Genomic DNA, 20155 nt, shown 5'->3' with positions numbered 1-20155 from the left:
CGGCGGCTTCCCTCTGCCGTCGCACGGTGTGCCGACGGTCCTGAACAGAAAGACGAGACGACCGGTGGCACGATCGACACCCGTCAAGAAGGCGCTGCGCTCGCTCACCTGGTTGGTGATCCTGATGGCGATCCTCGCCGGCCTGAACACCGCCGCGTCGATCCTCGCCGGCTCTTCGAAGGACGACACCGACAAGTGGTACCAGGGCGCGAGCTGGGTGCCGGAGCTGGCTCTGGACCTGCAGGGCGGCACGCAGCTGACCCTCGCGGCGCAGAACACCGAGGGTGACTCGGTCACCTCGCAGCAGCTGCAGCAGGCGGTGAACATCATCCGCCAGCGCATCGACGCCACCGGTGTCTCCGAGTCGGAGATCAACACGCAGGGCGCGAACAACATCGTCGTCTCGATCCCGGGCCGCCCCGACAAGGCCACGATCGACCGCATCGAGGCCGCGGCCAAGCTGACCTTCCGGCCGGTGCTCTTCACCGAGGCCGCGACGAACTCCGCCGTCGGTGACGACGGCAAGGGAACCGCATCGGCCACGCCGTACTCGCCGCCGGCCTCGCTCGCGGCGACGCCCAGCGCGAAGCCCTCGAACGCGAGCGACCTGAACTGGGTGACGCCGAAGCTGCAGGACCTGTACACCAACTACAACTGCGCGGCTCCGGACGACGTCACGACGGCGCCGGACGACGAGCCCCTGGTCACCTGTGACCAGGACGGCGCGGGGAAGTACATCCTCGGCCCCGTGGAGGTCTCCGGTGCCGACATCAGCAACGCCACCTCGGGTCTCGCCACCGACTCGCAGGGCACCTCGACCGGTCAGTGGGCCGTCAACCTGACGTTCAACGGCGAGGGCTCGAAGGACTTCCGCTCCGTCACGAACCGTCTCGTCTCGCTCCAGCAGCCGCAGAACCAGTTCGCCATCGTGCTCGACGGTTCGGTCATCACCGCACCGACGACGAACTCCGCGATCACGAACGGCAAGGCGCAGATCACCGGGTCGTTCACGGCCGAGTCGTCGAAGACCCTGGCGGACCAGCTCAAGTACGGTGCGCTGCCGATCAACTTCCAGGTGCAGTCGAACGAGAACATCTCGGCGACGCTCGGCACCGCGCAGCTCATCGGCGGCCTCGTCGCCGGTCTGATCGGGCTGATCCTGGTGATCATCTACTCGGTCATCCAGTACCGGGCCCTGGCGTTCGTCACGGTGCTGTCGCTCGGGATCGCCGCGATCCTGACCTACCTGGTGATCGCGATCATGTCGTGGCGCGTCGACTACCGTCTCTCGTTGGCCGGTGTGGCGGGTCTGATCGTCGCCATCGGCATCACGGCGGACTCGTTCATCGTCTACTTCGAGCGCATCCGTGACGAACTCCGTGACGGCCGTGCCCTCGAGAGCGCGGTCGAGTCCGGCTGGAAGCGTGCCCTCCGCACGATCCTGGCGTCCGACGCGGTGAACTTCCTCGCCGCAGTGACGCTCTACGTGCTCGCGGTCGCCGACGTGAAGGGCTTCGCGTTCACGCTGCTCCTCACGACCCTCATCGACATCGTGGTGGTCGCACTCTTCACCCACCCGATGATGCAGCTCATCGCCCGCAGCCGGTTCTTCGGCGAGGGGCACCGGTTCAGCGGTCTCGACCCGGCAGCACTCGGCGCCGTCTACCGGGGGCGTGCGCAGTTCCGCGCACCCGTCGTGGACGGCAAGCGCCAGCGCAGTGCCGGCGAGGCGCAGCGCCGACAGACGATCGCTGAGCGGAAGGCCCAGCAGGCCTCCGGCGACAACGGCTCGACGCCGGACGGGAAGGACGACTGATGGCCAGCTTCAGCCAGTTCGGCAGCGACCTCTACACGGGGAAGCGGTCGTACGACATCATCGGGCGCCGGAAGACCTGGTACCTCATCGCGCTCGTGATGATCGTCATCTCGCTCGTCACGCCGTGGCTACGGGGCGGGTACCAGCTCGGCATCGAGTTCACCGGCGGCTCGGAGTTCACGATCTCCGACGTCAAGACGCTCGACCAGAACATCGCGACCGAGACCGTCGAGGGCGTCGTCCCGGAGTCGTTCCCGCGCGTCTCGCAGCTCGGCACGCACGGCATCCGGGTGCAGACCGGCCAGCTGACCGACCGGCAGACGAGCGAGGTGCAGGACGCCCTGGCGAAGGCCTACGACGTCCCCGAGAGCCAGGTCGCCGGCACCTTCATCGGGGCCACGTGGGGCGCCGACGTCCTCGCGCAGGCCATCCGGGGCCTCGTGATCTTCCTCGCCCTCGCCGCGGTGTTCATGACGCTGTACTTCCGCACCTGGAAGATGTCGCTGTCCGCGATGGCGGCGCTGCTGCACGACCTGCTCATCACCGCCGGTGTGTACGGCATCGTCGGGCTCGAGGTCACGCCGGCGGCGGTCATCGGCTTCCTGACGATCCTCGGGTACTCGCTCTACGACACCGTGGTGGTCTTCGACAAGGTGCGTGAGAACACCGCGCAGGAATCCATCCGCACGTTCAAGCAGTCGGTCAACCTCGCGGTGAACCAGACGCTCGTCCGTTCGATCAACACCTCGGTCGTCGCCCTGCTGCCGGTCGCGGCGATCCTCTTCATCGGGTCGTACGTGCTCGGTGCCGGCACGCTGCGCGACATCTCCCTCGCCCTGTTCATCGGCATCATCGTCGGCACCTACTCGACGATCTTCATCGCATCGCCGATGTACGCACACCTGCGCGAGAGCGAGCCGAAGATCAAGGAGTCGGACGCCAAGAAGACCCAGGCGGCCGAGAAGCGCCGGCGTGAGGTCGACGCAGCAGAGGCGAGCGTCTGATGCCCATCGAGATCCAGGAGATCGACGTCGCCGAGGCCCGCCGCCGCATCGACGCCGGAGCCCGCCTGTTCGACGTCCGCGAGCAGGGGGAGTGGGACGAGGTCCACGCTCCGCAGGCCACGCTCGTGCCGATGTCCGAGTTCGTCGACCGCTGGCAGGAGATCGACGGCGGCGACCAGCCGGCCATCATCGTCTGCCACTCCGGCGGCCGGTCCTCGCGCATCGTCGCAGCCCTCGAGCAGTCGGGTGTCCCGGCCGTCAACCTCTCCGGCGGGATGCTCGCCTGGGAGCAGGCGGGGGCACCGGTGGAGCGCGACGCCCAGGGCGAACCGCGTCCCGGGCACTGACCGGGGACGCGTAGTCTTGTCGGATCGAGCTCGGATCGAGCTCTCGGACCGAGTCCTGGGAGGCGCACGATGACGGACACCCGCGAAGAGCCGTCCGCGCCGAGCCGCCCGGGCTCCGCCCCGCGGCCCTCGAGCCCGATCGGTCCGAACACCACCGGCAACCTCGGTTCCCTCCGGTCCCTGCTGCCGCGGTTGTTCTCGCGCGCACAGCCGGCCGGCGCGGTGGACACGCTGATCCGCACGGTCCGTTCGCACCACCCCAAGGCCGACGTGACGCTCATCGAGCGCGCGTACTCGGTCGCCGAGCGGGCGCACGACGGCCAGAAGCGCAAGTCCGGTGAGCCGTACATCACGCACCCGGTGGCGGTCGCACAGATCCTCGCCGACCTCGGCATCGGCACGATCACCATCGCGGCGGCGCTGCTGCACGACACGGTGGAGGACACCGACTACCAGCTCGACCAGCTGCGGGCCGACTTCGGCGACGAGATCGCGATGCTCGTCGACGGCGTCACCAAGCTCGACAAGGTCAAGTACGGCGACAGCGCGCAGGCCGAGACGGTCCGCAAGATGGTCATCGCGATGTCGAAGGACATCCGCGTCCTCGTCATCAAGCTCGCCGACCGTCTGCACAACGCCCGCACCTGGGGCTTTGTGGAGTCCACCTCCGCCACGCGCAAGGCGAAGGAGACGCTCGAGATCTACGCGCCCCTCGCGCACCGGCTCGGCATCCAGATGATCAAGCTCGAGCTCGAGGACCTGTCCTTCGCGGTCCTGCACCCGAAGCTCTACGTCGAGATCGACAGTCTCGTCAAGGAACGGCAGCCGAAGCGCGAGCAGTTCGTGCAGAACGTCATCGGCACCCTGAAGAAGGACCTCAAGGCCGCCAAGGTCCGGGGCGACGTCATGGGGCGGCCGAAGCAGTACTACTCGATCTACCAGAAGATGATCGTGCGGGGCCGCGAGTTCGACGAGATCTACGACCTCGTCGGCATCCGCGTGCTCGTGCCGACCGTTCGCGACTGCTACGCCATGCTCGGCTCGGTGCACGCCCGGTGGACGCCGCTGCCCGGTCGCTTCAAGGACTACATCGCGACCCCGAAGTTCAACCTGTACCAGTCGCTGCACACCACCGTGCTCGGGCCGCAGGGCCGTGCGGTCGAGATCCAGATCCGCACGCACGAGATGCACCAGCGCGCCGAGTTCGGTGTCGCGGCGCACTGGAAGTACAAGCAGCGCGCTGCCGGTCGTGACGCCGGCACCTCGTCGACCACGGACGACCAGGACATGGCGTGGCTCGCCCACATCACCGACTGGCAGGCCGAGACCAGCGACCCTGGTGAGTTCCTCGACTCCCTGCGCTACGAGATCGGCGCCAAGGAGACCTACGTCTTCACGCCGCAGGGCAAGGTCATCGGTCTCCCCGCCGGCGCCACCCCGGTCGACTTCGCCTACGCCGTGCACACCGAGATCGGGCACCGCACGATGGGTGCGAAGGTCAACGGTCGCCTGGTCCCGCTCGAGAGCCAGCTGTCCAGCGGCGACGTCGTCGAGATCTTCACGTCGAAGAACCCCGACTCCGGCCCCTCGCAGGACTGGCTGCAGTTCGTCCGCAGTCCTCGTGCGCGCAACAAGATCAAGCAGTGGTTCACCAAGGAGCGCCGCGAAGAGGCGATCGAGCAGGGCCGTGACGCCATCGCCCGCGCGATGCGCAAGCAGAACCTGCCGCTCCAGCGCATCATGAGCCAGGACAGCATCGCCGAGGTCGCCTCCTCGATGCGGTACGAGGACGTCTCCGCCCTGTACGCCGCGATCGGCGAGGGCCACGTCTCGACGCAGTCCGTGATCGAGAAGGTCCTCGGCAACGTCCAGACCGAGACCGAGACGGACGAGCCCGAGCTCGCGTTCCCGCGCCAGGTCACCAGTCGTCAGCTGCGCACGAGCGACAGCGGCGTGCTGGTCCGCGGTGCGCCCGACATCCTCGTGAAGCTCGCGAAGTGCTGCACGCCGGTGCCTGGCGACCAGATCGTGGGCTTCATCACCCGCGGCCAGGGCGTGTCGGTGCACCAATCGTCGTGCACCAACGTGAAGTCGCTCATGAACGAGCCCGACCGGATGATCGAGGTCGAGTGGGCCCCGTCGTCGAAGTCGGTGTTCCTGGTGCAGATCCAGATCGAGGCGCTCGATCGGTCGGGTCTGCTCAGCGACGTCACCCGGGTGCTGACCGATCACCACGTCAACATCCTGTCCGCGACGGTGTCGACCTCGTCCGACCGTCTCGCGCTCAGCCGGTTCGTGTTCGAGATGGGCGACACCATCCACCTCGACCGCGTGCTGAACGCGGTGCGACGCATCGACGCCGTCTACGACGTCTACCGCGTCAGCGCCGGCTAGCGGCAGGGCCCCGCGCGGCCCGTCCGTCGACCGGTCAGGAACCGTCGGCCGCGGCCCTGGCAACCGACAGTCCGTGACCACTCGGCGGACGCGAGCGGGATGTCCTGACCGCGCGCACGCGCCGGACCGGAGGCCCGCGGCGGCCCCGCCCCGCGCCTCCCGCCCGTCGACCGGTCACAACTTGTCGCACGGGCGCCGTCGACCTGTCACGAACCGTCGGCCGCGGCCCTGCCAACCGACAGTCCGTGACCACTCGGCGGACGCGAGCGGGATGTCCTGACCGCGCGCACGTGCCGGACCGGAGGCCCGTGGCAGCCCCGCCCCGCGCCTCCCGCCCGTCGACCGGTCACGACACGTCGCACGGGCACCGTCGACCGGTCACGGACCGTCGGCTGCGGCCCTGCGAACCGACGGTCCGCGACCACTCGGTGAACGCGAGCGAGGTGTTGTGACCACTCGGCGAACGCCCGCGCGACGCACTAGCGGGCAGCGCCCCCAGCCGCGTTCTGCAGCCCCTGCAGCCCCGACAGCCCCCACAACCGCCGCTCGGCCTGCCGCACCATGGGGATCGTCCCGAGGGACGTCAGGCGCGCCTGCAGCTCGGCAGCCGTGACCGCCCCGATCGCGAGCAGCCCGTGTACGGCCGTCGCCTCGGCCTCCCCGAACGCACCGGCCGAGGGGCCCGGCGTCCGCAGCAGGTCGACCGCGGTCCGCGCCGGCAGTGTGACCCGCAGCCGCGAGAGCTCGACGGCGTCGTCGGCGTCGATCCGGACCTCCCGCAGGCGGACGTCCAGCCCGACGTGGACCCGGACCTGCGGCGGGATGCACGCCTCGAGCGGCGCAGGCGGCCGGGACACCGCACCCCAGATCCACGCGGCGGTCAGCGTGCAGGCGATCAGGCGCGCGTCCCGGAGGACCCACGCTGCGGCGGCGGCGCGCAACGACGGCGTCTGCGGTTCGGCAGGGGAGGCCCAGCAGGGACCGACCGCGACCAGCTCGCCGGCCAGGGCCGCCGCACGCAACTCGGGCTCCGGCCAGTCGTCACTGGTCAGCAGTCGCGGGCGGGGCACCCGCACATCCTGCCCGACCTGCGGACGCCATCGACAGGCCTGTGGACAAGCCACGGACGGGCCGGGAGGCTCGTGGCGGGCCCGCACCGCGCCTCCAGGCCGTCCACCGGTCGCCACCACGGCATGGGCCGCGTCGACAACGCACGGACCCGCGGGCGGGGCGGATGACCAGACGGAGCGCAGCGCGCTCAGCGCAGGAAGCTCAGCGCAGGACGTCAGCGCGGTGCACGAGCGCCGCGGCACCGATGAGCGGACCGTCCTGCGACAGCCCGGTCGGGACGATCTGCACCTTCGTGACGAACCCGAACTCGACCCGCTCCGCCACGGCCTGCCGGGCGTACTCGAACAGGTCCGGCGTGACGTGCGAGAACCCGCCGCCGATGGCGACGATCTCGAGGTCGACCAGGCTCGTGGCGGCGGCGATGGCCTGCCCGAGGGCACGGCCGCTCCGCTGGACAGCGGCGACCGCGATCTCGTCGCCGGCGGCGTACGCAGCCGAGAGCTCCTCGCCGGTCGTACCGGCGAAGCCCTGGCGACGCGCCCAGGCGACGGTCTTCGGGCCGCTGGCGATCGCCTCGAGGCAACCGGTGCCGCCGCAGGCGCAGGGGTCGTCGTAGCCACCGCACTCGACGTGGCCGATGTGCCCGGCGTTGCCCGTCGGTCCGCTGACGGTGCGGCCGTGCAGGATGAGCCCGCCACCGACACCGGTCGAGACGATCATGCCCATCACGTGGTCGTACCCCTGGGCCGCGCCGACCCAGTGCTCGGCGAGCGTGATCGCCAGGCCGTCCATGCGGAGCGTCACCGGGACACCCTCGGGCACGAGTGCCGCGACCCGATCGCGCAGCGGGTGGCCGCGCCACACCGGCATGTTGAGCGGGGAGACCAGGCCGTGCTCCTCGTCGACCGGTCCGGCCGAGCCGACCCCCACACCGACGAGCGTCGCGTCGGCCGGCAGCGCGCCGAGCGCGGCCGTCACGACCTCGTCGACGGCTGCCTGCAGCTCGTCGGACGTGCGCTGCGGTCCGGTGGGACTGCGGAAGCGGGTCGCGGGGAGCACGACACCCTGGTCGGTGACGAGTGCGGCCTCGACCTTGGTGCCGCCGAGGTCGACGGCCAGGGCGAGGGCGGGGGACTGGGGTGCGGTGCTGGACATGCGCGCTCCGATGCGGCGGTCTGGAGGCCCGGTGCGGGTCACCGACGCGTCGTCGCGTCCGGTGGGCGCCGGCCTGGTCGTGGTGGGTGCTGCTGGGTGGGCTGGTGGCTGTGGTGCAGCCGGGTCGGGTTCGCCGGACCGGGTCGGCCCGGTCGTCCGGTCGTCTCGACCGGCCGGGTCGACCCGGTCGCGGCGGTTCAGTAGGACGAGGTGTCGTCACCGAGCGTCGACGCGGCGCCGGTCTCGGCGCGGTGCGCGACGTCGTCGAGGATGCGAGCCGAGGCACTCGTGCCGATGCGGTCCGCGCCCGCCTCGACCATCTCGAGCAGGGTGTCGAGGCCGCGGACGCCGCCGGAGGCCTTCACGCCGGTGTCGGCGCCGACCGTGCGACGCATCAGGGCGATGTGCTCGGCCGTCGCACCGCCGCCGGCGAACCCGGTCGACGTCTTCACGAACGCGGCACCGGCGGTCTGTGCCGCGCGCGATGCGGCGACGATCTCGTCGTCGGTCAGGAACGCGGTCTCGAGGATCACCTTGACCACCGTGTCGCCGGCGGCGTCGACGACCGCACGGACGTCCTGCTCGACGCGCTCCCAGTCGCCGGACTTCGCGGCGCCGATGTTCTGCACCATGTCGAGCTCGAACGCACCGTCGGCCAGGGCCTGCAGCGACTCGGCGACCTTGGCCGCGGTCGAGGTGGTGCCGTGCGGGAAGCCGATCACGGTCCCGACGCCGACGCCGGTGCCGTGGAGACGCTCGACGGCGTGGGCGACGTCACTCGGACGGACGCAGACGCTGAAGACGCGGTACGCGGCGGCTTCGTCGAGCTGGGCGTCGACGTCCGCGCGGGTGAGTTCGGGCTTCAGGATCGCGTGGTCGATGAGGCCGCGGACGGCATCGGCGGTGACGGGGAAGGCTGCGTTGTCCACCCGGCAAGCCTACCCGTCAGGCGTGCCGCGTAGCGTGCAGGGCATGCAGGTCCTCGTCACCGGCGCCACCGGCTACATCGGTGGTCGTCTCGTCCCTCGTCTCCTCGAAGCCGGCCACTCAGTGCGCGTGTTGGTCCGCAACCCCCGGAAGCTCCAGGACGTCCCCTGGAGCAGCGACGTCGACGTCGCGGAAGGCGACCTCCAGGACGCCGACGCGGTGCGCGCCGCCGTCGACGGGGTCGAGGCGGTCTACTACCTGGCGCACGCGATGGGCGCCGACGGCGACTTCGAGTCGGCCGAGCGCGAGGCCGCGCAGACCATCGCACGGGAGGCGAAGGCGGCGGGTGTGAGCCGGTTCGTCTACCTGGGCGGGCTGCACCCGGACGGCGACCTCTCCAAGCACCTCCGCAGCCGCAAGGAGGTGGGGGACATCCTGATCGGTTCCGGTGTGCCGACCGTGGCGTACCAGGCCGGGGTCGTCATCGGCTCGGGCAGCACGTCCTTCGAGATGATCCGGCACCTCACCGACGTCCTGCCGTGGATGCCCGCTCCCCGCTGGGTCCGCAACCGCATCCAGCCGATCGCGGTCCGCGACGTCCTGTACTACCTGGTGGCCGCGCTCGACGTCCCCGCCGACGTCAACCGCACCTTCGACATCGGCGGCCCCGACGTCCTGCGCTACGGCCAGATGCTGAACGGGTACGCGGTCGAGGCGAAGCTCCCGCAGCGCCCGATCACGGTCCTGCCCGTGCTCACCCCGCGCCTCGCCGCGCACTGGTTCAACGCCGTCACGCCGATCCCGCGCAAGCTCGCGACCCCGATCATCGAGTCGCTGCAGTTCGAGTGCGTCCAGCGCGAGCACGACATCGACGACGTGGTACCGCAGCCCGAGGGCGGGCTCACCTCGTACCGCCGGGCCGTCCGGCTCGCCCTGAACAAGATGCGGAGCGGGCAGGTGCAGACGAGCTGGCGCAGCGCGACGCTCTCGAGCGCCTCGGCGGACCCGATGCCGAACGATCCGGACTGGGCGGGCCACACCGTCTACGTCGACGACCGGAAGCGGCACTCCAACGCCTCCGCCGAGGACGTCTGGCGTGTCGTCGAGTCGATCGGCGGCGAGAACGGCTGGTACTCGTTCCCGCTCGCCTGGGTCGCCCGCGGCTGGATGGACAAGATCGCCGGCGGTGTCGGCCTGAACCGCGGTCGCCGTGACCAGCAGCGGCTCGAGCAGGGCGACGCCCTCGACTGGTGGCGCGTCGAACGCCTGGAGCGCGGTCGCTACCTGCGGCTCCGCGCCGAGTTCAAGTCACCCGGTCGCGCCTGGCTCGAGATGACGGTCACACCGAACCCCGACGGCGGCAGCGACTACCACCAGCGGGCGATCTACTTCCCGCAGGGACTCGCCGGTCGGCTGTACTGGTACGGCATCCTGCCGTTCCACGGGATCATCTTCCCCGGTATGGTCGAGCGCATCACCGCCGCCGCCGAGCGGGAGTCCGACCACACCGAGTCCACGCAGCGCAACCGCACGCAACAGACCGGGACCCCCCAGCCGGCGCACGAGGAGGCAGCATGACCGACGACCGCAGCCCCGTCCTCTTCCTGGGGGACAGCATCACCGAACAGGGCGACTGGGACACCTGGCTCCCCGACGAGCAGACCCTGAACCAGGGCATCGGCGGCGACACGACCGACGGTGTGCTGACGCGCCTCGACGCCGTGGTCGCCGAGCAGCCCGAGGTGATCGTGTTGCTCATCGGCACGAACGACTTCGGCAACCACCGGGCGAGCGCCGAGCACGTCGTCCGGAACGTGGAGACCATCCTGGTGACGCTCCGCCGTGAGCTGCCGGGCGTCCGCCTGCTGCTCGTCTCGATCCTGCCGCGGCAGGCCGAGTACGCCGCGAAGATCGAGCAGGCCAACCGGCACCTCCGCCAGTTCGTCGCCACCTGCCACGCGCAGTACCTCGACGCCTGGCCCGCCCTGGCCGACGGCGACCACCTGGACGACCGCTTCACCGAGGACGGCCTGCACCTGACCGAAGAGGGCTACCGCGCACTGGTCGGTGAACTGGTCCCGGCGCTCGAGCGTGTCCGCGACCTGCCGCCGATGTCGCGGTCGATCCAGGCGATCGACCTCGACGGCTCCGCAGACTGATGGCCGCACGCAAGGGACGGCCCCCGGTGGGGTCGTCCCAGCACGGCGTGCCCGCGGGGTCGCCACGACCGGCCGCCGCCGCACCGGCCGACCGTGCCCGCGAGACACCGCCGTTCACCCGTCCGGCACTGGCGCCGTCGCTGATCGCGGCGATCGTGCTGCTGTCGTGCGTCGCCATCGTCGACTCATCGGGCTTCGTCTTCGCGCGCTGGGGTGTCACCGTGCTCGCGCTGATCGTGCTCGTGTTCGCGATCCGCGGCCGGACCTGGTGGGCCGCACTCCTGATGGCGGCCGTGGCGGTCTGCTGGAATCCCCTCGTCACCGTCCCGATCCCGGGCCAGGTGTGGGCGGGACTGCAGCTGGTGGCCGCCGCGCTGTTCATCGTGGTGGGCATCGTCGTGAAGGTGCCCCGCGAGACGGACGCACCCCGGGCCTCCTGAGCGGCCTGCTGCAGCGCTCCCGCACGGCCGTCGCGCCTGCGAGCACCGTCGGGCGCGGGCGGACGGTAGGATCGGGAGGTCGGGTACAGGACCCGGCCGCACGACCCGAAGGGCATGGATGAACGACGAGACCGAGCCGGTGACCGAGAGTCCTCTGCTGAACCCTCGACCGTCCTCCGGCGGTCTCGACCGATCCGACGTCGTCGTCCGCAAGGGGCGGCTGACCTTGATCAACGGACACCTCACGCCGCAGCAGTCGATGATCGAGGACCTGCTGTTCCTCGACGACGCGCTCACCGCGGCTGATGTCGACCACCTGCTCATCCGGGGCAACGACCAGCGTCCGGTGATCGCCCTCGACGAGCGGGACCGCCAGCGTGCGGAGAGCGCCGTGATGTCCGCGGCCGTCAACGAGCCGTTCTACGCGAAGCCGCCGGGCAAGCCGGCCGTGCTCGTGCAGGACGACGGGCTCGGCTCCGTCGAAGAACCCGTGCTGCGCGTGTTCCGTCCCCGCCTCGAGCCCCTCGGACGCCTGCGCTACGGCGCTGAGACGAGCGTCCAGCTCGAGTTCTGGCGGGTCACCGACACCGAGGTCCTCGCTCCCGTCGAGAACGCCCTCATGCGCCGCAGCCTCCCGATCGACGAGTTCGTGCTCGTCGACATCGAACGGTACGGCCGAACCTGGCGCACCGTCGAGCACATGTTCGACGACCACGTCTCGGACATCCGCTTCCCGATCGACATCGTATTCTCGTGGGTCGACGGCAACGCCGTCGAGTACCAGCGGGCCCGTCAGGCTGCGCAGTCGAACGCCGTCCTGGGTGAGGGCGACGACGCTCCCGCCCGGTTCCGGCAGATCGACGAACTGAAGTACGCGCTCCGTTCGGTGCACACCTTCGCGCCGTGGATCCGTCAGATCTACATCGCAACGGACTCCCCGGCGCCGCACTGGCTCGCCGAGCACCCGAAGGTCCGGATCGTCCGCAGCGAAGAGTTCTTCGCCGACCCGTCCGTCCTGCCGACGCACAACTCGCAGGCCGTCGAGTCGCAGCTGCACCACATCCCGGGCATCAGCGAGCACTTCATCTACTCGAACGACGACATGTTCTTCGGGCGCCTGACCGACCCGTCGATGTTCTTCAGCCCGGGGTCGGTGACGAAGTTCATCCTCGCCACCACCCGCATCGGGCTCGGTTCGAACAACCCGGCGCGCAGCGGTTTCGAGAACTCCGCCCGGGTCAACCGTCGCCTGCTGCAGCAGCGGTTCGGCGCGGTGACGACGCGGCACCTCGAGCACGCTCCGACCCCACTGCGTGCCTCGATCATGACCGAGATGGAGCACGAGTTCGCCGCCGAGTTCGCGTCGACGGCAGCCTCGCGCTTCCGTGCTGCGGACAACATCTCCGTGACGAACTCGCTGTACCACTACTACTCGCTCCTCACCGGTCGGGCGATCGTGCAGGAGACCGCCGACGTCCGCTACATCGACACCACGATGCAGTCCGGGCTCCGCTCCCTCGACGAGCTGCTGAAGAAACGGAACGCCGACTTCTTCTGCCTCAACGACGGCAGCTTCCCGGAGGTCAGCGACGAGGAACGCACGCAGCGCGTCACCGACTTTCTCGAGCGCTACTTCCCGTTCCCCGCGCCGTGGGAGCGCCCCAGCGTCTAGGACGCGCCAGCGGCCTGCTGGGAGCGTCCCAGCGCTCAGGACGCGCCAGCGGCCTGCTGGGGCGCTCCGGGCGAGCTTGCGAGCCCGGCGCCGGAACCCAGCCACGAGGTTCGGACGCTCCGCCGGCCTCGACCGCTGACGACCGGTCACGACCCCCGCGGCCCGTACGCCGAGCGGTCGCAGACCGTCGGCCCCACTGCCCGCAAGAGACACAACGTGACCACGCGACGCAGCACCCGCGGTGTGTCGCGACCACCTCGACGGCCGGGCGGCGCGAGTCGGCCCTACCACGGGCCTCCCGACCGTCCGGCGGGTAGTCCACCGCCCCGGTGCGCGCCCCGGACACACCCGTCCCGCTTGGTGCGCAGAAGAGGTCGGGTCCGGATGACGGACCCGACCTCTTCTGCACTCGAAGTGCGCGGCGCTAGCGGTGGATGGGGGAGACGGGCACCGAGTCGAGCGTGAACACGGGGATGCTCGAGGTGACCGGAGCAGGCTCGACCGCCGCGGGGATCGTCACACCGTGCGCCGCGAGCTTCGCCTCGGTCTCGGCGGCCGAGACCGGCTGCCCGACGGTGGCGTAGTGCCCGATCGGCACCACCGAGTGGACGACGTTGCGGCCGTAGACGTGCACGAGGTTGAACGACTGCGCGCCGTCCCGCCCACGCGTTCCGCCCTGGTACTCCGTGAGGTCCTGGGTATAGCAGGTGGCGCTGGCGACGGACACCGGGACGCCGGCGAACACCGCACTGGTCGAGTAGTGCAGGTGCCCGGCGATGATGGCGAGGACGTCGCTGCCCTCGACGACCTCGGCCAGGGCCTGCTGGTCGCGCAGTTCGACGAGGACGGTGAGGTCCTGCACGCTCGGCACGGGCGGGTGGTGCATCGCGAGGATCGTGCCGTGCGGGGCAGCCTCGGACAGGACCTCGGCGAGCCAGTCGAGCTGCTCGGGGGAGACCTCACCGTGGTGGTGGCCGGGCACGCTGGTGTCCAGGGTGATCACGCGCAGGCCGTTGACGTCGTAGACGAAGTCCACCGGGCGATCGGTGGGCTGCAGGCCGAAGAGCTCCTGGCGGAAGGCGCCGCGCTCGTCGTGGTTGCCCATCGCCCAGATCACCTGTGCACCGATGCGCTCGGCGGCCGGCTCGAGGATCTCGCGCACCCGGGCGTACGCACCCGGCTCGCCCTTGTCGGCGACGTCGCCGGTGACGACGATCGCTTCCGGGCGCGTGCCCGAGGCTTCGATGTCGGCGACGATCTCCGTCAGCCGAGCGGCGGAGTCGACGTCGCCGTACAGGTTGCGGTCCCCGGAGACGAGGTGCGTGTCGCTGAGGTGGAGGAGGAAGTGGTTCGGCCTGGGGTGTTCGGCCGTCCGGCTGTCCATCGGGGTCTCATTCCGTTGGCGGATGCGTGGTGCAACACGTTGCCACACCGTCCTGGACGAGTCCAGCACGCCGGAGTGAACCAGCCGTGAACTGGGGGCGGCGTGTTGAGGCGAAACGGGGAAACCCCCCGCTCACGAAGTGGACGAGGGGTTTCCCTGTTTCTTGCCGAGGAATGTCGCAGTGTCAGTGATCGCCAGGGCCGACCTGGGGTGCCTGGTGGCCACCCTCGAGGTCCGGGCCGTGGTGCGCCGCGTGCGCTGCCTCGAGCTCGGCCTTCGAGACCGGCTCGATGCGGTCCTCGAAGAAGAAGCGGGAGACGCCGGCGCGGACCTTCTGCAGACCGGTGATCTTGCCCTTGGCGTTCGGGCGGATCATCAGCGGCTTGTACTCGTTGAACTGCAGCAGCTTCCACCGCTCGTACTCGTCGAGCTGCTCGTGCACCTCGATGTACTCGCCGTGGGGGAGTCGGACGATACGGCCCGACTCGTAGCCGTGCAGGACGATCTCGCGGTCCTTCTTCTGGAGGGCGAGGCAGACACGCTTCGTGATCCAGAAGGCGATGAACGGGCCGAGGACCGTCGTCGCCTGGATCACGTGGATCACGTGTTCGATCGACACCATGAAGTGCGTCGCGATGATGTCGGACGAGGCGGCGAACATCAGGCTCAGGTAGAGCGTGATGCCGGCGGCGCCGATCGCGGTGCGCGTCGGAGCGTTGCGCGGGCGGTCGAGGATGTGGTGCTCACGCTTGTCTCCGGTCACCCACGACTCGAGGAACGGGTACATGAGGATGGCGACGATGAGACCGACCAGGACGGCGATCGGCACGAGGATGTTGAACGACACCGTGTAGCCGAACCACACGACCTCCCAGTGCGGCGGCACCAGACGGAGCGCACCGTCGGCGAAGCCGATGTACCAGTCGGGCTGGGTACCGGCGGACACCGGGGACGGGTCGTACGGGCCGTAGTTCCAGATCGGGTTGATCGTGAACAGCGACGCGATGAGGGCGAGGATGCCCGCGACGATGAAGAAGAAGCCACCGGCCTTCGCGGCGAACGCCGGGAGGATCGGGACACCGACCACGTTCTCGTTCGTCTTGCCCGGACCCGCGAACTGCGTGTGCTTGTTGATCACGACGAGGACGAGGTGGACACCCAGGACAGCGACGAGGATCGCCGGCAGCAGCAGGATGTGCAGCGTGTACAGGCGGCCGACGATGTCGGTACCGGGGAACTCGCCACCGAAGAGCAGGTAGGCGATCCAGACGCCGATGACCGGGACGCCCTCGATCATGCCGACGATGATCCGGAGACCGTTGCCGGAGAGCAGGTCGTCGGGGAGCGAGTAGCCGGTGAAGCCCTCGGCCATGGCGAGGACCCAGAGCAGGAATCCGAAGACCCAGTTGAGCTCACGCGGCTTGCGGAAGGCACCGGTGAAGAACACGCGGGCCATGTGCAGCATCACCGACGCCACGAACAGCAGGGCTGCCCAGTGGTGGATCTGTCGGACGAAGAGCCCGCCACGGATGTCGAACGAGATGTCGAGCGTGGACTGCAGGGCCGTCGACATCGCGACGCCCTTGAGTGGCACGTACGAGCCGTTGTAGACGACCTCGGTCATCGACGCCTGGAAGAAGAACGTCAGGAAGGTCCCGGAGAGCAGCACGACGACGAAGCTGTACAGCGCCACCTCGCCGAGCATGAAGCTCCAGTGGTCCGGGAAGATCTTGCGGCCGACTTCCTTGACGAGACCCGAGATGCTGGTGCGCTCGTCGATGTAGTTGGCAACCCCGCCTATGATGCGGGATCCGCGCTCCGGCGCCGGCTTGTTCGTCGACGTGTTCGGTGCGGTGGTGGTGGTGCTGCTCATCAGCGTTCACGCTCCCAGAAGGACGGTCCGACCGGCTCGTGGAAGTCGCTCTGGGCAACCAGGTAGCCGTCGTCGTCGATCGCGATCGGAAGTTGGGGGAGGGGGCGTGCTGCCGGACCGAAGATGACCTCGCAGTTGTTCGAGACATCGAAGGTGGACTGGTGGCACGGGCACAGCAGGTGGTGCGTCTGCTGTTCGTAGAGCGCGACGGGGCAGCCGACGTGGGTGCAGATCTTGGAGTACGCGACGATGCCGTCGTAGCCCCAGTTCTCGTGGCCCTTGGACGGGTTGAGGTCCTTCGGGTCCAGGCGCATCAGGAGGACGGAGGCCTTCGCCTTCTCTTCCAGCATGTGCTCGGACTCGAGCATGCCCTCGGGGATGACGTGGAACACCGACCCGATGGTGACGTCGGAGGCCTTGATCGGCAGACCCGTCGGGTCCTTCGTCAGGCGCAGGCCCTGCTTCCAGAAGGTGTGACGGAGCAGCTCGTTGGGGTCCTCGGCCGGAGCGAGGTCACGGACCAGGACGATGCCGGGGAGCGGGAACGCGGCCAGGGCACCGATCATCGAGTTGCGGATCAGCTTGCGACGGCTGAAGCCGGACTCCTTGTCGGCGAGCTGGAACGCCTCGACCGCCTTGGCGCGGGTCTCGTCGGTGCCGCGGGTGCCGTGACGGAGCTCGGTGATCTCACGATCGACGACGAGCGACTTCGACCAGTAGACGGCGCCGAGGCCGAGGGCGAGGAGCGCGAGGGCGATCGACAGGCCCAGGAAGAGGTTCGCGGTGCGGACCGTCCCGAAGTCGCTCGGGTCGATCGGGAAGGCGACGTACGCCGCGATCGACAGGACGCTGCCGACGATCGACAGGTAGAAGTAGGCGGCGACCTGGCGCTCGGCCAGACGCTGCTTCTTGGGGTCGACGTCGGTGCGACGCGGGCGGTGCGGCGGCTCGCCCGGGTTCTCGAACGGGTCGGCGGGGAGGACCGCGATCCCGGGGGAGGTGGTCGTGCCGTGCTTCTCGACAGCCGAGGACGAGTTCAGCGTCTCGTCGTCGTGCTCTGCCATGGTGTTCCCTTCAGTGTCGTTCGACACGGACGATCAGTTGGACTTCGCGGTCAGCCAGACGGTCATCGCGACGACCGCGCCGAGTCCGAAGATCCAGATGAACAGACCCTCGGCGACCGGCCCCAGGGAGCCGAGTGCGAAGCCGCCGGGGGACTTGTTGTCCTGCACGTACTTCAGGTACGTGATGATGTCGGCCTTCTGCTCCGGCGTCAGGTTCAGGTCGTTGAAGACCGGCATGTTCTGCGGGCCGGTGAGCATGGCCTCGTAGATGTGCTTGCCGGAGACCGTCTCGAGGTTCGGGGCGTACTTGCCCTCCGTCAGCGCACCGCCGGCGCCGGCCACGTTGTGGCACATGGCGCAGTTGATGCGGAACAGCTCGGCGCCTTCGGCGGCGTCGCCTTCTTCACCGTTGGTGAGCTCGGCGGACGGGACCGACGGGCCGGGGCCGAGGGAGGCGACGTACTGGGCCAGGGCGTCGACCTGCTCGTCCGTGAACTGCGCGGGCTTCTCTTCGGCCTGCGGGCCCTGCGCCGCCATCGGCATGCGGCCGGTGCCGACCTGGAAGTCGACCGACGCGGCGCCGACACCGATGAGGGACGGGCCCTCGCTCGTGCCCTGCGCGGAGAGACCGTGGCAGGTGGCGCAGTTCGATGCGAAGAGTTTCTCGCCCTCGTTCACCTGCGACTGGCTCGAGGCGGCGACGGTGCTCGTGCTGTCGTCGGCGTTCGCCGTGGAGCTGAACAGTGCGTACGCGCCACCGGTGGTCATGAGACCCACGACGATGAGCGACACGGTCGCCATCGGTGAACGGCGGCCCTTCTTGGACTTGGTTCTGTTGAACATGTGCTGGGGGGTGTCCAGTTCCTACTTGAGAAGGTAGATGACGGCGAAGAGGAAGATCCACACGACGTCGACGAAGTGCCAGTAGTACGACACCACGATGGCGGTGGTCGCTTCCTTGTGGCCGAAGTTCTTGGCGGCGAAACCGCGGCCGAGCGTCAGCAGGAAGGCGATGAGGCCGCCGGTCACGTGCAGGCCGTGGAACCCGGTGGTCATGTAGAACGCCGAGCCGTACGCGCTGGAGGAGAGCGTCACGCCCTCGTGCCAGAGGTTGGCGTACTCGAAGATCTGGCCGCACACGAAGATCGCGCCCATCGCGTAGGTGACGAAGAACCACTCCGTCATGCCCCAGTGGCGCGGGTTCCAGCTCGTCCGGTGCACCTGGAAGCGCTCCGCTGCGAACACCGCGAACTGGCAGGCGAAGCTGGACAGCACCAGGATGATCGTGTTCACGGAGGCGAAGGGCACCTCGAGCTTCGCGGTCTCGGTCGCCCAGAGCTCAGGGGACGTGCTGCGGAGCGTGAAGTAGATCGCGAACAGGCCGGCGAAGAACATGACCTCGCTGCCCAGCCACACGATCGTCCCCACGGCCACGGCGTTCGGCCTGTTGAGGGCCGGACCGCTGGCTGATCTGGAGAGAGAGGTGCTAGTCACGTCCACCATTATGGCCGAAACCCCCGACAGTGTTTTCGCAGGAGACTGGCGGGTCTCTCGAATTCACTACGATCGAGCCATGCCTGATGCACTTTCTTGGCCAGCGGTGATCAGCGCGCTCATGGCGCGCGAGGACCTGACGATCAGGCAATCCACATGGGCCATGGAGGAGATCGTCCACGGGCGAGCCACCCAGGCGCAGATCGCCGCCTTCGCCGTGACCCTCCGCGCGAAGGGCGAGACCGTCGACGAGGTCGTCGGATTCCGCGACGCGATCCTGGACGCCGCCGTCCCGCTCGACGTCGACCCGATGGCGCTCGACATCGTCGGGACGGGTGGTGACGTCGTCGGCACGGTGAACGTCTCCACGATGGCGGCCATCGTGATCGCCGCAGCCGGGGTCCCCGTCGTCAAGCACGGCAACAAGGCCAGCTCGTCGAAGTCCGGGTCGAGCGACGTGCTCGCCGCCCTCGGACTCGATCTCACGATGGACGCCGCGCGTGTCGCGGACACCTTCCGGCGTGTCGGGCTGACCTTCGCGTTCGCCAACGCGTTCCACCCCGGTTTCGCCCACGCAGGCCCGGTCCGCCGGGAGATCGGGGTGCCGACGGTGTTCAACTTCCTCGGGCCGCTGGTCAACCCCGCACGGTGCGAGGCCAACGCCGTCGGCGTCGCCCAGCTCGACCTCGTGCCGATCATCACGGGCGTGTTCCAGACGCGCGGCGCGACGGCGCTCGTGTTCCGCGGGGACGACGGCCTGGACGAGCTGACCACCACCGGGCACAGCCACATCTGGGAGGTCACCGGGGGTAGCGTGACCGAACACGACCTCGACCCGCGGGACCTCGGCATCGCCCGAGCGCGGACCGAGGACCTGCTCGGCGGCGACCCCGAGCACAACGCCGCCGTCGTGCACCGGGTGCTCGCGGGGGAGACCGGACCCGTCCGCGACATCGTCCTGCTGAACGCCGCGGCCGGCCTCGTCTCGTTCCGGCTCGCGCAGGACCCGAACGAGTCCGACCGGCCGATCCTGCAGCGCTTCCGCGAACAGCTCGCCGTCGCCGCCGAGGCGATCGACTCCGGCGCCGGTGCGCGCAAACTGGCTGATTGGGTCGGCGCAGCTCCCGCCGCGTAGTCCACGCGGCCCGCGCACCGCGCGCGGTGCGCCACTCGGTGCGAGCCTCACGGCCCGGTGCTGCGCTGCCAGCGCACCCCAGGCGGTCACCGCTGCACCCGGTGACCAACACCGCACCGTGCCGTGCCCGCAACCCTGTGCCGGACTGGAGGCCCGTGGCAGGCCCCGCCCCGTGCCTCCAGTCCGCACCGTGCGCGGTCTGCGATCCCGCGCCGCCTTC

17 protein-coding genes are annotated in these 20155 nt (G+C 69.5%); 9 read left to right on the top strand and 8 right to left on the bottom strand.

Annotated elements, in window-relative coordinates; translation table 11 throughout:
- The first annotated feature begins 64 nt into the window (after positions 1 to 64).
- The 4 genes from secD (at position 65) to KK097_RS08085 (ending at position 5561) form a co-directional block, all read left to right on the top strand.
- Positions 65 to 1816: a protein translocase subunit SecD gene (secD, locus tag KK097_RS08100; protein ID WP_214544294.1), complete on the top strand. Its 1752-nt coding sequence runs from the start codon at positions 65 to 67 to the stop codon at positions 1814 to 1816.
- Positions 1816 to 2820, top strand: coding sequence for a protein translocase subunit SecF (gene secF, locus KK097_RS08095; RefSeq protein WP_214530324.1), 1005 nt, complete (start codon positions 1816 to 1818; stop codon positions 2818 to 2820). Before secD ends, secF begins: the two co-directional genes overlap by 1 nt.
- Positions 2820 to 3167 carry a rhodanese-like domain-containing protein gene (locus tag KK097_RS08090; RefSeq protein ID WP_214544293.1) on the top strand — a complete coding sequence of 116 codons (348 nt, stop codon included), beginning with the start codon at positions 2820 to 2822 and terminating at the stop codon, positions 3165 to 3167. Before secF ends, KK097_RS08090 begins: the two co-directional genes overlap by 1 nt.
- Before the next feature lie 69 nt (positions 3168 to 3236).
- Entirely contained in the window at positions 3237 to 5561 is a 2325-nt protein-coding gene (locus tag KK097_RS08085) for a RelA/SpoT family protein (RefSeq protein ID WP_228513657.1), read from the top strand.
- 479 nt (positions 5562 to 6040) lie between these two features.
- Here KK097_RS08085 and KK097_RS08080 read toward each other — a convergent pair whose 3' ends face one another.
- The 3 genes from KK097_RS08080 to deoC all read right to left on the bottom strand — a co-directional run bounded on the left by KK097_RS08080 (position 6041) and on the right by deoC (position 8716).
- Positions 6041 to 6631 carry a type IV toxin-antitoxin system AbiEi family antitoxin gene (locus tag KK097_RS08080; RefSeq protein ID WP_214544292.1) on the bottom strand — a complete coding sequence of 197 codons (591 nt, stop codon included), beginning with the start codon at positions 6629 to 6631 and terminating at the stop codon, positions 6041 to 6043.
- Positions 6632 to 6833: 202 nt separating this feature from the next.
- On the bottom strand, positions 6834 to 7787 hold the full coding sequence (locus KK097_RS08075; protein ID WP_214544291.1) for an ROK family protein: 954 nt from the start codon (positions 7785 to 7787) through the stop codon (positions 6834 to 6836).
- Between the two features lie 197 nt (positions 7788 to 7984).
- Complete coding sequence (gene deoC / locus KK097_RS08070; RefSeq protein ID WP_214530320.1) at positions 7985 to 8716, bottom strand: deoxyribose-phosphate aldolase; 732 nt, start codon at positions 8714 to 8716, stop codon at positions 7985 to 7987.
- Between the two features lie 43 nt (positions 8717 to 8759).
- On the opposite strand from deoC, the gene KK097_RS08065 reads away from it, so the two are divergent.
- The 4 genes from KK097_RS08065 (at position 8760) to KK097_RS08050 (ending at position 12985) form a co-directional block, all read left to right on the top strand.
- Positions 8760 to 10292 (top strand): SDR family oxidoreductase, encoded by a 1533-nt coding sequence (locus KK097_RS08065; RefSeq protein WP_250896567.1) that lies wholly within the window; start codon positions 8760 to 8762, stop codon positions 10290 to 10292.
- The gene (locus KK097_RS08060) at positions 10289 to 10873 is read left to right on the top strand and encodes a GDSL-type esterase/lipase family protein (RefSeq protein ID WP_214530319.1); all 585 of its coding nucleotides are present in this window, start codon (positions 10289 to 10291) and stop codon (positions 10871 to 10873) included. Before KK097_RS08065 ends, KK097_RS08060 begins: the two co-directional genes overlap by 4 nt.
- Entirely contained in the window at positions 10873 to 11313 is a 441-nt protein-coding gene (locus KK097_RS08055; RefSeq protein WP_214544290.1) for a DUF6804 family protein, read from the top strand. The genes KK097_RS08060 and KK097_RS08055 overlap by 1 nt, the downstream gene beginning before the upstream one ends.
- Before the next feature lie 118 nt (positions 11314 to 11431).
- Entirely contained in the window at positions 11432 to 12985 is a 1554-nt protein-coding gene (locus KK097_RS08050) for a stealth family protein (protein ID WP_214530317.1), read from the top strand.
- 424 nt (positions 12986 to 13409) lie between these two features.
- On the opposite strand, the gene KK097_RS08045 is transcribed toward KK097_RS08050, so the two are convergent.
- The 5 genes from KK097_RS08045 to ctaE all read right to left on the bottom strand — a co-directional run bounded on the left by KK097_RS08045 (position 13410) and on the right by ctaE (position 18809).
- A complete protein-coding gene (locus KK097_RS08045; RefSeq protein WP_214530316.1) occupies positions 13410 to 14369 on the bottom strand; it encodes a phosphodiesterase in 960 nt (319 codons plus the stop codon).
- A 184-nt stretch (positions 14370 to 14553) separates the two neighbouring features.
- Positions 14554 to 16242 carry a cytochrome bc1 complex cytochrome b subunit gene (gene qcrB, locus KK097_RS08040; protein WP_214544289.1) on the bottom strand — a complete coding sequence of 563 codons (1689 nt, stop codon included), beginning with the start codon at positions 16240 to 16242 and terminating at the stop codon, positions 14554 to 14556.
- On the bottom strand, positions 16242 to 17306 hold the full coding sequence (gene qcrA / locus KK097_RS08035) for a cytochrome bc1 complex Rieske iron-sulfur subunit (protein WP_214530314.1): 1065 nt from the start codon (positions 17304 to 17306) through the stop codon (positions 16242 to 16244). The genes qcrB and qcrA overlap by 1 nt, the downstream gene beginning before the upstream one ends.
- Before the next feature lie 33 nt (positions 17307 to 17339).
- Entirely contained in the window at positions 17340 to 18149 is an 810-nt protein-coding gene (gene qcrC / locus KK097_RS08030; protein ID WP_214530313.1) for a cytochrome bc1 complex diheme cytochrome c subunit, read from the bottom strand.
- Positions 18150 to 18170: 21 nt separating this feature from the next.
- Positions 18171 to 18809, bottom strand: a complete 639-nt coding sequence (gene ctaE, locus KK097_RS08025; RefSeq protein WP_214530312.1) for an aa3-type cytochrome oxidase subunit III — start codon at positions 18807 to 18809, stop codon at positions 18171 to 18173.
- A 70-nt stretch (positions 18810 to 18879) separates the two neighbouring features.
- Here ctaE and trpD point away from each other — a divergent pair, with 70 nt between their 5' ends.
- Positions 18880 to 19935: an anthranilate phosphoribosyltransferase gene (gene trpD / locus KK097_RS08020; RefSeq protein ID WP_214544288.1), complete on the top strand. Its 1056-nt coding sequence runs from the start codon at positions 18880 to 18882 to the stop codon at positions 19933 to 19935.
- Positions 19936 to 20155: the final 220 nt, after the last annotated feature.

The sequence above is a fragment of the Curtobacterium flaccumfaciens genome (assembly GCF_018598405.1).
GTDB classification, from domain to species: domain Bacteria; phylum Actinomycetota; class Actinomycetes; order Actinomycetales; family Microbacteriaceae; genus Curtobacterium; species Curtobacterium aurantiacum.
Note: the sequence above shows the minus strand (reverse complement) of the source record. Positions and strands in the feature narration are given on the sequence as shown.

What these genes read in the sequence shown, in the direction of transcription:
- secF (WP_214530324.1), top strand. Translation starts at nt 1,816, where the DNA reads ATGGCCAGCTTCAGCCAGTTCGGCAGCGACCTCTACACGGGGAAGCGG.
- KK097_RS08090 (WP_214544293.1), top strand. Translation starts at nt 2,820, where the DNA reads ATGCCCATCGAGATCCAGGAGATCGACGTCGCCGAGGCCCGCCGCCGC.
- KK097_RS08085 (WP_228513657.1), top strand. Translation starts at nt 3,237, where the DNA reads ATGACGGACACCCGCGAAGAGCCGTCCGCGCCGAGCCGCCCGGGCTCC.
- KK097_RS08075 (WP_214544291.1), bottom strand. Translation starts at nt 7,787, where the DNA reads ATGTCCAGCACCGCACCCCAGTCCCCCGCCCTCGCCCTGGCCGTCGAC.
- KK097_RS08065 (WP_250896567.1), top strand. Translation starts at nt 8,760, where the DNA reads ATGCAGGTCCTCGTCACCGGCGCCACCGGCTACATCGGTGGTCGTCTC.
- KK097_RS08060 (WP_214530319.1), top strand. Translation starts at nt 10,289, where the DNA reads ATGACCGACGACCGCAGCCCCGTCCTCTTCCTGGGGGACAGCATCACC.
- KK097_RS08055 (WP_214544290.1), top strand. Translation starts at nt 10,873, where the DNA reads ATGGCCGCACGCAAGGGACGGCCCCCGGTGGGGTCGTCCCAGCACGGC.
- KK097_RS08050 (WP_214530317.1), top strand. Translation starts at nt 11,432, where the DNA reads ATGAACGACGAGACCGAGCCGGTGACCGAGAGTCCTCTGCTGAACCCT.
- KK097_RS08045 (WP_214530316.1), bottom strand. Translation starts at nt 14,369, where the DNA reads ATGGACAGCCGGACGGCCGAACACCCCAGGCCGAACCACTTCCTCCTC.
- qcrB (WP_214544289.1), bottom strand. Translation starts at nt 16,242, where the DNA reads ATGAGCAGCACCACCACCACCGCACCGAACACGTCGACGAACAAGCCG.
- qcrA (WP_214530314.1), bottom strand. Translation starts at nt 17,306, where the DNA reads ATGGCAGAGCACGACGACGAGACGCTGAACTCGTCCTCGGCTGTCGAG.
- qcrC (WP_214530313.1), bottom strand. Translation starts at nt 18,149, where the DNA reads ATGTTCAACAGAACCAAGTCCAAGAAGGGCCGCCGTTCACCGATGGCG.
- ctaE (WP_214530312.1), bottom strand. Translation starts at nt 18,809, where the DNA reads ATGGTGGACGTGACTAGCACCTCTCTCTCCAGATCAGCCAGCGGTCCG.
- trpD (WP_214544288.1), top strand. Translation starts at nt 18,880, where the DNA reads ATGCCTGATGCACTTTCTTGGCCAGCGGTGATCAGCGCGCTCATGGCG.